Raw genomic sequence first — 12,905 nt, forward strand, 5'->3', positions numbered from 1 at the left:
GGCGGCGGTGCCGTACGGCACCGCCGCCCCCGCCGTGTACGGACCGTCCCCCTGGGTGATCACCCCGGGGATCGTTCCAGGGGACGGAGCGGCGCGACAGCCGGATCAGCCGAGGATGGATCCGTTCTCCAGGCGCACTGTGCGGCCGGTGAACCGTCGTTCGAGCATGCGGTCGTGGGAGACGACGACCAGTGCTCCCCGGTAGTGCGAAAGGGCCTCTTCGAGGTCCTCCACCAGCGCCGGTGACAGATGGTTCGTCGGTTCGTCGAGCACCAGCAGATCGACGGGGTCGTGCAGGAGACGGGCCAGGGCGAGCCGTCGGCGCTGGCCGACGGAGAGCCGGCCGACCGCGGTGGCCAGATCCGACGGCCGGAAGAGCCCGAGGCCCGCCAGCGCCCCGCGATGTGCCTCGCGATCGCCGGGCAGTCCTTCGCGGAACGCGTCCAGGAGACTGAGTCCGGGCGCGGTGACCGGTGTCTCCTGCGGCAGCCAGCCGGTGCGCACCGGACACGCGCTCGTGCCACGGTCCGGTTCCAGATCGCCGACCAGCACCCGCAGCAGGGTGGTCTTGCCCGCCCCGTTGGGGCCGCTGATCAGGACGCGCTCCCCCGGACGCACCTCGAAGTCCGGCACGTGGAGCCGCTGCGCCACCTCGACCTGGTACAGCCCGGCGATGACCGAGTCGCCCGTGGAGTCGCCGCCCTGGATGCGGGGTGCGAAGCGCATCGGCCGGGGCGGGCGGGGGACCGGGTTCTCCTCCAGCCGGCGCAGCCGCTCCTTGGCGTGGCGCACGCGGGCGGAGATCTGCTTCTCCACACTGCGCTGGTGACGGCCGTTCGTCCGGTCGGCGCCTCCCCGCGGCCCGGCGGCCAGGTTGTCCGCCGCGGCGCGCGCCAGTTCGCGCTGGCGGGCCAGGTCGTCCTTCCATTCCTGGTGCTGCTGCTCCTGACGCAGCCGCAGGGTCGCCTTGGCCTTCAGATAGCCGGCGTAGCCGCCGCCGTGGCGGTGGACCGTGTGCCGCTCGGCGTCCACGTCCCACAGGGCCGTGGCCACCCGCTCCAGGAAGACGCGGTCGTGGGAGACCACCAGGATGCTGCCGCGGTGGGAGCGCAGGTGTTCCTCGAGCCATTCCAGCGCGGCCCGGTCCAGGTGGTTGGTGGGCTCGTCGAGCAGCATCAGCTGCGGTGCGGCGGCGAGCACACAGGCCAGACCGAGGCGGGCCTGCTCGCCGCCGGACAGACTCGCAAGACGCCGGGTGGTGTCCACGGACGCCAGGCCCAGGCCGTGCATGGCGGCCCGCACCCGGGCGTCGGCCGCGTAGCCGTCCCGGGCCTCGAACGCCTCCGTGAGATCGCCGTACGCGGCCAGCAGGTCCTGGAGCCGGTCGCCGTCCGCCTCGGCCATGGCCGCCTCGCAGCGGCGCAGCTCGTGCTCCAGCGCGCGCAGCTCGGCGAGGGCCTGGTCGATGGCGTTCTGCACCGTGTCGTCGGGCGCCAGTTCGGGGGTCTGGGGGAGGTAGCCGGTACCGCCCGGCGCACGCACCAGCACCCGGCCCCCGTCGGGCCTCTCCAGTCCGGCGATCAGACGCAGCAGGGTGGACTTGCCCGATCCGTTCTCCCCGATGACGCCGATACGTTCGCCCAGGGCCACGGACTGGTGCACCCCGTCCAGCAGGCGACGGGCGCCGCGGGCGTGCTGGATGTCGTCCAGGACCAGGTGGAAACCGCCCGGCGACGGCGCGCCCGGTTCCGGTCGCCGTTCCTCGGCGAGCGAGGTACCCGCGTGCGAAGCGGATGAAGGGGATGAAGGAGATGAAGTCAGAAAGCTGTTCGTGGAAGAGGAGTCATGCATGGATACGCACGCCGTTTCATCAGGAGTCCGGAAAGGTCGACCGAGGGGGCACACTGCTCGGACGGGTACCGGAGACAGGCATGACCGCATGGCGCAGGACAGAAAGGCTGTCGTGAAAGGCCGGTGCGGCGCTTGAACGGTGGAAGAACGGGCCGCTGGAGAAGCGGCACTCACCATGCCTGTGGCGCCCGGAGCGAGAACTGCCCGCGGGGCGGTGTCAGATGAAGTAGTAGTGCGCGGCGGCGAAAGAGGAAATCACGGCACAAGACCTTAGCAGAGGCTCTCGGGAAGAGGGAGCGAATATGCGGGAGGGAATCGGCCAAGTGCCGGTGGTTTTCGGCTGTTGTCGGTGAGGTGGTCGGAGCTGATCCGGGGCGTGGTTAGTGTCTTGGGCATGCGTTTTCCCCAGATCTACGGCTGACGCGGGGCCGCGGAGGCCCCCGGTCCGTTCTTCTTCCTCCTTTCGCCGTAGCACTGAAAAGAGCACTTTCCTATGTCCCGTCGCCACATCGCGATGATCGGCAGCCCCATCGTCAGCCACGTCCTGCCCGGCCTCGAGGTCATCCGTGAACTCGCCGCGCGGGGGCACCGGGTGACGTACGCGGACGCCCCGAACGTCGCCGACCTGATCGCGCCCACCGGCGCCGAGTTCGTCCCCGTCGCCACCACCCTCCCCGTCGCCGACAACAACTGGCCGCAGGACCCGATCGCGGCGATGACCCTCTTCCTCGACGACGCGGCGCAGGCCCTTCCCCAGCTGCGCGCCCACTACGACAACGATCCCGCCGACCTCTACCTGTACGACATCGGGTCCTACGCGGGCCGCGCGCTCGCCGAGGCGCAGAACCGCCCGCTCGTGCAGCTCTCCCCGACCTTCGTGGGGTGGAAGGGCTACCAGGAGGAGGTCGGAGCGCAGCTGATGCAGCTGCCGGGCGCCGACGCGTACCGGCGGAAGTTCGCCTCCTGGCTGGCGGAGAGCGGAGCGACCACGCTGGACGTGGACACCTTCAGCGGCATGCCCGCCCGGACCGTCGCGCTGATCACCAAGGCCATGCAGCCCAACGCCGACCGGGTGGACACCGACGTGGTGACCTTCGTCGGCCCCTGCCTCGGGGACCGCTCCGACCAGGGCGGCTGGACCCGGCCGCCCGGTGCCGGAAAGGTGCTGCTGATCTCCCTCGGCTCCGCCTACACCCAGCGGCCGGAGTTCTACCGCCAGTGCCTGGCGGCCTTCGGTGACCTGGCCGGCTGGCATGTGGTCCTCCAGATCGGCAAGCACACCGACGTCAAGGAGCTCGGGGACATCCCGTCCAACGTCGAGGTGCACGACTGGGTGCCGCAGCTGGCGATCCTGGAGCAGGCCGACGCCTTCGTCACCCACGCCGGCATGGGCGGCAGCAGCGAGGGGCTCTACACGGGCGTGCCGATGATCGCCGTGCCGCAGGGCGCCGAGCAGTTCGGCAACGCCGACCAGCTCGTCCGGCTCGGCGTGGCCCGGCGCATCGACACGGACGACGCCACCGCCTGCGCTCTGCGCAAGGCGCTGGTGGAGCTCACCGCCGACCCGGAGGTCCGCTGCCGCTCGGACGCGCTGCGCGCCGAGCTGCTGGCCGAGGGCGGGACCCGGCGGGCCGCCGATCTCATCGAGGCCGCCGCCCTGGGCTGAGCCCCCGGCACCACCGAGGAGTCACACCGGCCGGTGGTCCTGCCTGTCAGGGCCACCGGCCGGGTGTCCATGACGGCGACGACAACGCGGCTGGGGGCTCCCCCAGGCGAAGCTCTGGGGGAGCGGTGCCAGGGCAGATCCACAAGACACCCCTGGCGGCGGGAAAGGAGGAGGACCGCGGTGGACAGGATGCGCATCGGCGTGCTGGGCTGTGCGGACATCGCCTGGCGGCGCATGCTGCCCGCGCTCGTCGGCCACCCCTCCGTCGAGGTGGTCGCGATCGGGAGCCGGGACGCGGCCAAGGCGGCCGCGTTCGCCCGGCGGTTCGGCGGTGAGCCGGTCACCGGATACGAGGCCGTGCTCGCCCGGTCCGACGTCGAGGCCGTCTACGTTCCGCTGCCACCCGCGCTCAACGCCGACTGGACACGGCGGGCACTGGAGGCGGACAAGCACGTCCTGTGCGAGAAGCCGCTGACCTCCACCGCGCGGCAGGCGTCGGAGCTGCGGGAACTCGCCCGCGCCCGCGGCCGGGCGCTGTTCGAGAACTACATGTTCCTCTGCCACCCCCAGCACCACGTGGTCGACGAGCTGCTCGCCACGGGGCAGATCGGCCATGTCCGGTCCCTGACCGCCGAGTTCACCATCCCCGGCAAGCCGGCGGGCGACATCCGCCACCGCCGTGACCTGGACGGCGGCGCGCTCACCGGCGTCGGCGTCTATCCGCTGCGCACCGCCCTGCGCTACCTCGGCCCCGGTCTGGAGGTGGCCGGCGCGTACCTGAAGCCGGACCCGCGCACCGGCGTCGACACCGGCGGGGCGGCGCTGCTCACGGCGCCCGACGGCGCTGTGGCGCAGCTGTCCTTCGGCCTGGAACACGCCTACCGCAGCCGGTACGAGCTCACCGGCTCCCGGGGCCGCATCACCGTGCCGTGGGCCTACACGCCGCCCGCAGACCGCACGGCCCTCGTGCACCTCGAACGGGACGGATCCCGCGAGGAGTTGCTCGTGCCGCCGCAGGACCAGTTCCGCTCCGTGGTGACGGCCTTCGTCGAGGGCGTCCGCTCGGGCGCCCCGTCGCCGCTCACGGGCGAGGCACTGTCGGACCAGGCCCGGCTGGTCGAGGACCTGCGCGCCGCAGCCCGGCGCGGGCACTGAGCCGGTCCTTTCCTTGCCCGGTCCGGTCCGGTCCGGTCCGGTCAGGTCCGGCTCCGATGACGGGCTGGCTGCCGTGACCAAACCGGCCCGTCAGCGCCCGGTCCTTTCCTTGCCCGGTCCGGGCCGGCTCCGGTGACGGGCTGCCGTTACGGACCGGCTGCGGTTCCGGGCCAGCTGCAGTGACGGACCGGCTGCCGTGACGGATCGCCCCGTCAGCGCGGCAGCGCCCTGCGCCGGGCGACGGCCGACACGACGTCGTCGACGGCCCGGCGCAGGGGAACCCCGGGCCGCCACCCCGTGACGTCCCGGAAGAGCGAGGAGTCGACGTCGAGGTCGCGGAAGTCGCCGGTCTCGGCGTAGTCGGGGGGAGTCACCGACAGCACCGGAACGGGCGGCTCTCCGGTGTGGCGGGCCGCGCTGTCGGCGATGGCCCGGAACAGGTCACCGAGCGCCACGACGTGCCCGCCCACCGCGCAGGCACGGCCGTTGAGCTCGGCCGCGTGGTCGAGCGCGGTGACGAAGGCGCGGGCCGCGTCCGTCACGTCGAGGAACTCGCGCCGCACGCTGCCGTCGTGCCACAGGGTGAGGGCCTCGCCGGACAGGGCCCGGTCGGCCATCGAGGGCGTCACGCCCGCGTCGCTGCCGACGGTGGTGGGCAGGCGCAGCGCGATGCCACGGACGGTGCCCCGGGCCGCGGCGTCGAGCAGATGCCGCTCCGCGGCGGCCTTCTGCCGGGCGTAGGCGCTGCGCTGGGGGCCGCCGTCCGCCGCCTGGTTGGTACTGGCCAGGAGGACGACCGGGGGAGGACCGCCCCCGGGTGGCGTCGCGCACCGCGCGATCACTTCCCGCACCAGGTCCACGTTGACACGCTCCGCCCACGGGTCCGATGCCGCGGAGCGCCACGAGCCCTCGCCCGCCATACGGGCGACCAGGTGGATCACCGCGTCGGCGCCACGGACCGCGTCGGCGACGGCGCCCTCCTCGGTGAGATCGGCCCGCACCACATCGGCCTCGGCCAGGCCGCCGGCCGGCACGGCGGACCTGCCGCGCGCCACCGCGCGCAGCCGTATCCGACGCCGGGAGAGCTCCCGAACCACCTCGGAACCGATGTACCCGGAGGCGCCCAGGACGACGACCAGGGGGCGGCGGGACGCGCCTTGCCGCGTGCCGGAGGAAAGGGGACCGGCCATTGCTGTTGCCTCATTTCTTGGGGTGATGCCGCCGCGCGTCCTCAAGGAACGCTCGTCCCCGGATCCAGCGGGGACGGCTGCGCGTATGCGTGACCCGGACGCCGGGGCAGACTCGTCGACTGTCCGTCCATCGCTTTCGGGTCTGAGGGAGTTGTCCATGCGTGTGCTCATCGCGGCGTTCGCGCACACCTCGCATTTCCATGGCTTCGTGCCTCTCGCGGGGGCCCTGCGCGCCGCGGGACATGAGGTGCGCGTGGCCAGCCAGCCCGGTTTCGCGGAAGCGATCACCGGTGCCGGACTCACCGCCGTACCGGTGGGCGAGGACCACCGGCTGCTCGAAGCGATGACGGAGAAGGGCGCGGAACTCCAGCGGTACTCCGCGGACATCGACCTGTCCCGCCCGGAAGGGTTCGACTGGGACTATCTGTTCCCTCTCTACGACCTGTCGGTTCCCTATTTCTACTCGGTGATCAACGACGAGTCGTTCGTCCGGGAGCTCGTCGGGTACGCCCGTCAGTGGCGGCCGGACCTGGTGCTGTGGGAGCCGTACACGTTCGCCGGGGCGATCGCCGCCCGCGCGTGCGGCGCCGCCCACGCACGGGTCCTGAACGCGAGCGACCTCAACGCCTACTTCCGCCGGGCGTTCGTCGAGAAGCTCGCCGAGCGGCCCGCCGGAGCGCGCCCCGATCCGCTGCGGGACTGGCTGGCCGGGGCCGCCCGGCAGCACGGGGTGTCCTACGACGAGGAGCTGGTGGTCGGCCAGTGGACCGTCGACATGCTGCCGGAGCGGTTCCGGCTCGACCTGTCGCTGCCGACGGTGCCCATGCGGTACGTGCCCTACAACGGCCCGGCCGTGGTCCCGGACTGGCTCAAGGAGCCCGGGGCCCGGCGGCGTGTGTGCCTGACGACGGGGTCCACCGGGAGCAGCTTCACCACCGACCCGGCGGTCCTCCACCGCTACCTCCGGGTCCTCGCGGAGGTCGACGCGGAGATCGTCGTCACCGCAGACCCCGCCGGCCTGCGGGAGGCCGGACCGCTGCCCGGGAACGTCCGCGCGGTCGGCTTCGCCCCAATGGACGTCCTGCTGGAGAGCTGCTCGGCCGTGATCCATCACGGCGGCAACGGAACCTGGTCGACGGCCCTGCACCACGGGGTGCCGCAGATCATGGTGCCGTACCTGTGGGACACCATTCTGCGGGCGCAGCAGACGGCGGCCGCGGGCGCGGGCCTGCACCTGAGGGAGGGTGAGGTGACCGCCGAACAACTCCGCGACAGCGTGGCCCGGGTGCTCGACGACGCCTCCTTCCTCGACCGGGCCCGCCGGCTGCGGGACGAGGCCCGCGCGGAGAGCAGCCCCCAGGACGTGGTGGCCGTGCTGGAGGAACTCACCGCCCGGCACCGGAACGCCGGCCCGGTGGCGGCCGCCGGCTGAGCCCGTGCGGCGCGGGATGCCGCCGGGCGCGCCCGGCGCTCACGCCTCGCCGTCCGTGCCCGGCGCTCACGCCTCGCCGTCCGTGCCCGGCGCTCACGCCTCGCCGTCCGTGCCCGGCGGTCACACCTCGCCGTCCGTGCCCGGCGGTCACACCTCGCCGCCCGCGCCCAGCAGGCCCCGGTGCGCTTCCCAGCCGTCGGCGATGTCCTGTTCCATCTGGTTCAGCCGGGCGGTCACGGCCTGGTCGAAACCGTCGAGGAAGTACTCGTCGCCGGGACGCGGCTCGATGTGCGGGTTCCGCTCGACGAACTCCCGGACCACGTCGTGCAGGCTCCTGGCCGGGGTGACGCGTCCGGCGATGTAGCGGGTCGCGCCCTTGAGGCCGGGGAATCCCGCCTCGCGATAGAGGTAGACGTCGCCCAGGAGGTCGACCTGCACCGCGATCTGCGGGTGTGCGAAGCCGCGCATGGTCGCCGGGGTGATCCGCAGGAGTTCGGCGTCCGTCCCGCTGCGCAGGCTCTCCAGGGCGTACCCGAGATCGATGTGCAGCCCGGGGGTGCGCTCCTGCGCGTAGGCGGTGAAGTCCTGGAGCGCGTCGCGCAGCCGGGCGCGCTCGGCGGACGCGAGCCGGCCGTCGTCACGGCCGCTGTAGTCCTCGCGTACCGTCACGAAGTCGAGGGGGCGGTCGGGGGAGTGTTCGTTCAGGTCGGCCACGAAGTCCACGAGGTCCATGAGCCGGCCGGCCCGGCCGGGCAGGACGATGTAGTTGAGGCCGAGCCGGAGCGGGGCGTGCCGCCGCGCCCGCTGCGCCATGAAGGAACCCAGGTTCTCGCTGACCCGCCCGAAGGCGCGCGGTTTGGTCGTGGTGGCTTCGTACTCGGCGTCGCTGAGGCCGTACAGCGAGGTACGGATCGCGTGCAGCGACCACAGTCCCGGCTGGCGCTCCAGCGTTCTGTCGGTGAGGGCGTAGGCGTTGGTGTAGAGCGTCATGTCGAGCCCGCGTCCGCCGCCGCGCGCCGCCAGTTCGCCGAGCCCCGGGTTGGTGAGGGGTTCGAGCCCGCCGGAGAAGTAGACCGTCGAGGGCTGCGTGGCGGGTACCTCGTCGATGACGGAGGCGAACATGGCGTTGCCCGCCTCCAGCGCGGAGGCGTCGTACCGCGCACCGGTGACGCGTACGCAGAAGTGGCAGCGGAACATGCAGGTCGGCCCGGGGTAGAGGCCGACGCTGTAGGGGAAGGCCGGGCGTCGGTGGACGACCGCGTCGAGCGCGCCCGTCCGTTCCAGCGGGAGGATGGTGTTGGTCCAGTACTTCCCCTCCGGCCCCCGCTCGACGGCCGCGGCGAGCTCGGGTACGCGGCGGAAGAGGCCGAGCAGCGCGGCGAAGGCCGCCCGGTCCAGGCGCAGCAGGTGGCGGGCCTGCTCCAGGGTGGTGAACGGATGGGTGCCGTACAGCACGGCCAGGTCGACGAGGTGCTCCGCCCGTATCCGGGCTCCGTCACCGGTGTCGCCGAGCTGTGCGAGACGGGTGCGCAGGACGCGGATCGCCGCGGCACGGTCACTGCCGGGGCGTGCCACGTCTTCGATCGCCTGCGCGGGCGCTACCGCTTGGGCGGTGTCCACGAGAACTGTTACCTCCGGGTCGGGCTAGGGCCTGTCTTTTGGATCCGGCGGATCAGGCTGGGCTCACGGCGCCTCCAGGGCCTGATCCGCCGGACAGGCCCTGGGACGGATGGCGCTCATGCGGGCACTGCCCCGGCCCACATCGCGTCGATCTGCTCGCCGCGCTCCGCGGCGAGCCGGATGATGCTGCACACCCGGCGGATGTCCTCGAAGGACACCGACGGACCGGTGGGAAGCGCGAGCACCCGCTCGGACAGGCGCTCGGTGTGCTCGAGCCGGAGCGGGGGATCGGTCCGGTAGGCGGGCATGAGGTGACAGGGCGGTGAGAAGTACAGCTGGGGGAAGACCTGCTCGGCCTGCAGCAGTGTCCGCAGCCGGTCCCGGTGCAGACCGGTGACGGAGCGGTCCGTCAGCAGGATCACGTACTGGTGGTTGTTGCGCTCGTTCTCGTCGAAGGCCAGCACCTCGACGCCGGGGACCCCGCTCAGTTCCGACCGGTAGAGGGTGTGGTTGGCACGGTTGCGTGCGCGGGTCTCCTCGAAGGCGTCGAGGGAGGTGAGGCCCATGGCGGCCGAGCACTCGCTCATCTTGGCGTTCATGCCGACGGCGGTCACCGACTTGTCCCGGTCGATGCCGAAGTTGCGCAGGGCCACGAGCCGTTCGGCGAGTTCTCCGTCGTCGGTGGTCACCGCCCCGCCCTCGAAGGCCATGACCGTCTTGGTGGCGTGGAAGCTGAACACTTCCGCGTTCCCGAAGCTGCCGACCGGCCGCCGGCCCGAGGTGCAGCCGAAGGCGTGGGCCGCGTCGAAGAACAGTTTCAGCCCGTGCTCCGCGGCCAGCTTCTCCAGTTCGTCGACCGGTGCCGCCCGGCCCCACAGGTGCACGCCGACGATGGCCGAGGTGGCGGGGGTGATGAGCGATGCGACCCGTGCGGGATCGAGGCAGCCGGTGGCCGGGTCGACGTCGCAGAACACCGGCTCGAGACCCAGCCAGCTCGCCGCGTGGGGCGTCGCCGCGAAGGTCAGCGAGGGCATGATGACCTGTCCGGTGACACCCGAGGCCTTCAGCACCAGCTGGAGCGCCGCGGTGGCGTTGCAGGTGGCGACGCAGTGCCGTACTCCGGTGATGTCGGCGATGCGGCCCTCCAGCTCCGTGGTCAGCGGGCCGCCGTTGGTCAGCCAGTCGTTGTCCAGGGCCCATTCGAGGCGCGCGAGGAACCGGGCCCGGTCACCGACGGTGGGCATGCCCACCAGGAGCGGGCGCAGGAATGCCGCCGGACCGCCGAAGACCGCGAGATCGGTGAGTGAACGCTTCATGATCACCGCCAGGCGACAGGTAGGTCGACCGGGCCCCGCATGAAGACGTGACGCCAGGTCAACGCGGTGGTGGGAACAGCCAGTTCGATGGTGGGGAAGTGCTTCAGCAGGGCGGCGAAGGCGATTTCGGCCTCCGCCCGTGCCAGGGCGGCGCCGAGGCAGTAGTGGATGCCGTGGCCGAAGGTGAGGTGGCTGCCGTCGTTGCGGTCGACCCGGAAGGACTGCGGGTCCTCGAACCGTGCCGGGTCGCGGTTGGCGGCGGCCAGGTTGATCAGGACGGTGCTCTGCGCGGCGATGGGCACCCCGCCGATCTCGACGGGCGCGAGGGTGTGCCGGCTCGTCATCTCGATGGGCGCCATGTAGCGCAGGATCTCCTCCACGGCGGACCCCATCAGGGCGCCGTCCGCGCGGAGCCGGGCGAGCTGGCCGGGGTGGGTCAGCAGGAGGAAGGCCCCCGTGCCGATCACGTTCACCGTGGTCTCGATCCCGGCGACGAGCAGGAGGAACACCGTCGAGACCAGTTCGGCCTCGGAGAGGCGGTCCCCGCAGTCGCGCAGTTCGACCAGCGCCGACAGCAGGTCCTCTCCCGGCTCGTCGCGCCGGCGGCGGATCAGGGACCGGATGCACTCGAAGAGGCCGCGGTACGAGACGGCGTTGCGCTCCGCGAACGCCGGATCGCTCTCGACGACGTGCTGCGACCAGGTCTGGAAGTCCGCGCGGTCCTCCTCGGGCACGCCGAGCAGTTCGCACATGACGGTGAGCGGGAGCGGGCGGGCGAGCGCGCCCACCAGATCCCCGCCGCCGGTGGCGGCGAACTTCTCCAGCAGGTCCTCGGCGATCTCCTGGATCCGTGGCCGCAGCGCGTTGATGCGCCGCATGGTGAATTCCCTGGAGACGAGCTTGCGCAGCCGGCCGTGGTCCGGCTCGTCGCTGCGGAACATGTTCCGCCGGAAGTACTCGGCCAGATCGTCCGGGATGCCGGTGGCCGCCGACAGGTCGATGTCCGACTGCTTCGTGGGGTCGTTGCTGAGCCGGGGGTCGCTCAGCGCGGCCCGTACGTCCTCGTGACGGTTCACGAGCCAGACGAACGAGCCGTCGTAGAAGCGCACCTTGGTGACCGGACGCTGCTCGAGGAGGTCCCGGTACGTCGCGTACTGCTCGGTGTGGAAGAGCTCGCTGCCCAGGTCCAGGACCTCGGGCAGTTGCGGCTGGGTCATGGTGTCCTTTCACCGGTGAGGGGCCCGGAACGTCCGGGGGCGCGATGGGGCGCGTGCGCTCCGGGGGAAGGTGCCGGGGGGCGGCCCCAGAGGAGCATGGCGGGCAGCTCGACCGCCGTGTGCAGGAGCCAGGCGGCGCCCCAGCAGACGAAGAACAGCACGACGGCCAGGCCGGTCAGCGCGAGCAGGCCCGGCCGGAAGCCGTCCGGCAGCAGCGCGGTGAAGAAGGCCGTCAGGATCATGTGGTGCACGAGGTAGAAGGCGAAGGAGAGTTCGCCGAGCCGCACCACGCGCGGGTGGCGTGCCAGGGAGGGCAGGTTCTTCCGGTCCCGGGAGGCGGCCGTGGCGATGAGCACGGCCAGCGGGACGACGGTGGCGCTCACCATCGCCCACAGGTGGGGCGCCTTGGTGACCGTCGTCGTGACCCCGGCGACCGCGTAGCCGGCCAGGCACAGGGCGGCGGCGAGCCGGACGCTGACGAGAGGCCACATCCCGCCCCGGACGAGGAGGGCGAGCACGATGCCCAGCGCGAACTCCAGCAGGCGCACGGGGGGCGCCGTGTAGACGAGCCAGAACTGCGTCAGGCTGTAGCCCGCCAGGGGCAACGGCTCCCCGGGCAGCAGCCGGACCAGGTGGGGGACGGCCATGATCAGGGCGGTCAGGACGCCCGCGGCCGGCCACAGCCGGTGCCGCGGCAGCCGACGCAGCGCCCCGTACAGGAACGGGAACAGCAGGTAGAAGAACAGTTCACAGGCGAGCGTCCACGAGATCGGGTTGACCGTGGCGGTGAGCACCATGCCGGGCACCCAGGCCTGAACGAGCACGAGCGCGGCCGCGGTTGTCGACACGGTCACGACGGTGCCGGTGACGAGGGCCAGGACGAGCCCGGCCGACCAGGTCACGAGGTGGTTGGGGTAGATCTTCGCCACCCGGCGCCGCCAGAAGCGCCGGACGGTGTCACCCGGCCGTGCCGCGTACGTCAGGACGAACCCGCTGAGGACGAAGAAGAAGGAGACCCCGACCGGTCCGGCCGGCAGCAGGAAGTAGGCCAGGTCGCGCGAGGCGGCGTCGGCCTGCGGGCTGAACTGGCTCAGCGCATGGCAGACGTACACCAGGAAAGCGGCGCAGAACCTCAGCCCGGTCAGCGACGGCAGCCGCTGGGCCGGGGAGAACTCGGGGGATTTGTCGGCAGGTGGCAAGGCTCGCCGGCCCTTCTATTGATTTCCGCTGTCCAGGAAGTTCGGATTGCTTATCACTGGCATATCCTGTTGCGCGGGACCGGCTCGTGGCCGCTTCCGTCGGTATCTTCCGGTACGGCGGTCGAATGCAGATGGAGAGAAACTAGAGCATCAATACGGGGCCGCTCGGATTCCCTGGCTCAAGCGTCATGCGAGCGGCTTTGACCTGCATCTTCTTTGAATTGCGGCGTTCCGGTCGAACAAAGATGCCTTGGCGCAC

9 protein-coding genes are annotated in these 12,905 nt (G+C 71.8%); 3 read left to right on the forward strand and 6 right to left on the reverse strand.

From position 1 onward, the window contains the following. Positions 1 to 105: 105 nt before the first annotated feature. Positions 106 to 1,851 (reverse strand): ribosomal protection-like ABC-F family protein, encoded by a 1,746-nt coding sequence (gene abc-f / locus ABT342_RS23780; protein ID WP_351577320.1) that lies wholly within the window; start codon positions 1,849 to 1,851, stop codon positions 106 to 108. A 493-nt stretch (positions 1,852 to 2,344) separates the two neighbouring features. On the opposite strand from abc-f, the gene ABT342_RS23785 reads away from it, so the two are divergent. Then, positions 2,345 to 3,517, forward strand: coding sequence for a macrolide family glycosyltransferase (locus ABT342_RS23785; protein WP_351577323.1), 1,173 nt, complete (start codon positions 2,345 to 2,347; stop codon positions 3,515 to 3,517). Positions 3,518 to 3,706: 189 nt separating this feature from the next. Then, complete coding sequence (locus ABT342_RS23790) at positions 3,707 to 4,672, forward strand: Gfo/Idh/MocA family protein (RefSeq protein ID WP_351577461.1); 966 nt, start codon at positions 3,707 to 3,709, stop codon at positions 4,670 to 4,672. A 212-nt stretch (positions 4,673 to 4,884) separates the two neighbouring features. On the opposite strand, the gene ABT342_RS23795 is transcribed toward ABT342_RS23790, so the two are convergent. Beyond that, on the reverse strand, positions 4,885 to 5,862 hold the full coding sequence (locus ABT342_RS23795; protein WP_351577326.1) for an NAD-dependent epimerase/dehydratase family protein: 978 nt from the start codon (positions 5,860 to 5,862) through the stop codon (positions 4,885 to 4,887). Positions 5,863 to 6,019: 157 nt separating this feature from the next. Here ABT342_RS23795 and ABT342_RS23800 point away from each other — a divergent pair, with 157 nt between their 5' ends. Beyond that, a complete protein-coding gene (locus ABT342_RS23800; protein ID WP_351577329.1) occupies positions 6,020 to 7,294 on the forward strand; it encodes an activator-dependent family glycosyltransferase in 1,275 nt (424 codons plus the stop codon). Positions 7,295 to 7,441: 147 nt separating this feature from the next. Here ABT342_RS23800 and desII read toward each other — a convergent pair whose 3' ends face one another. From desII to ABT342_RS23820, 4 genes are all read right to left on the reverse strand, one after another. Further along, positions 7,442 to 8,914, reverse strand: a complete 1,473-nt coding sequence (gene desII, locus ABT342_RS23805) for a dTDP-4-amino-4,6-dideoxy-D-glucose ammonia-lyase (RefSeq protein WP_351577332.1) — start codon at positions 8,912 to 8,914, stop codon at positions 7,442 to 7,444. A gap of 116 nt (positions 8,915 to 9,030) precedes the next feature. Next, entirely contained in the window at positions 9,031 to 10,230 is a 1,200-nt protein-coding gene (locus ABT342_RS23810; protein ID WP_351577335.1) for a dTDP-4-dehydro-6-deoxyglucose aminotransferase, read from the reverse strand. A gap of 2 nt (positions 10,231 to 10,232) precedes the next feature. Then, positions 10,233 to 11,447 (reverse strand): cytochrome P450 family protein, encoded by a 1,215-nt coding sequence (locus ABT342_RS23815; protein ID WP_351577337.1) that lies wholly within the window; start codon positions 11,445 to 11,447, stop codon positions 10,233 to 10,235. Then, a complete protein-coding gene (locus ABT342_RS23820; protein WP_351577339.1) occupies positions 11,444 to 12,646 on the reverse strand; it encodes an acyltransferase family protein in 1,203 nt (400 codons plus the stop codon). The genes ABT342_RS23815 and ABT342_RS23820 overlap by 4 nt, the downstream gene beginning before the upstream one ends. Positions 12,647 to 12,905 lie beyond the last annotated feature (259 nt).

Origin of the sequence: Streptomyces sp. NPDC000410, from assembly GCF_040300305.1 — a bacterium.
Taxonomy (GTDB): Bacteria; Actinomycetota; Actinomycetes; order Streptomycetales; family Streptomycetaceae; genus Streptomyces.

Coding starts and splice junctions, on each gene's coding strand:
- ABT342_RS23815 (WP_351577337.1), bottom strand. CDS start 11,447: ATGACCCAGCCGCAACTGCCCGAGGTCCTGGACCTGGGCAGCGAGCTC.
- ABT342_RS23800 (WP_351577329.1), top strand. CDS start 6,020: ATGCGTGTGCTCATCGCGGCGTTCGCGCACACCTCGCATTTCCATGGC.
- ABT342_RS23785 (WP_351577323.1), top strand. CDS start 2,345: ATGTCCCGTCGCCACATCGCGATGATCGGCAGCCCCATCGTCAGCCAC.
- ABT342_RS23795 (WP_351577326.1), bottom strand. CDS start 5,862: ATGGCCGGTCCCCTTTCCTCCGGCACGCGGCAAGGCGCGTCCCGCCGC.
- ABT342_RS23790 (WP_351577461.1), top strand. CDS start 3,707: ATGCGCATCGGCGTGCTGGGCTGTGCGGACATCGCCTGGCGGCGCATG.
- abc-f (WP_351577320.1), bottom strand. CDS start 1,851: ATGCATGACTCCTCTTCCACGAACAGCTTTCTGACTTCATCTCCTTCA.
- ABT342_RS23810 (WP_351577335.1), bottom strand. CDS start 10,230: ATGAAGCGTTCACTCACCGATCTCGCGGTCTTCGGCGGTCCGGCGGCA.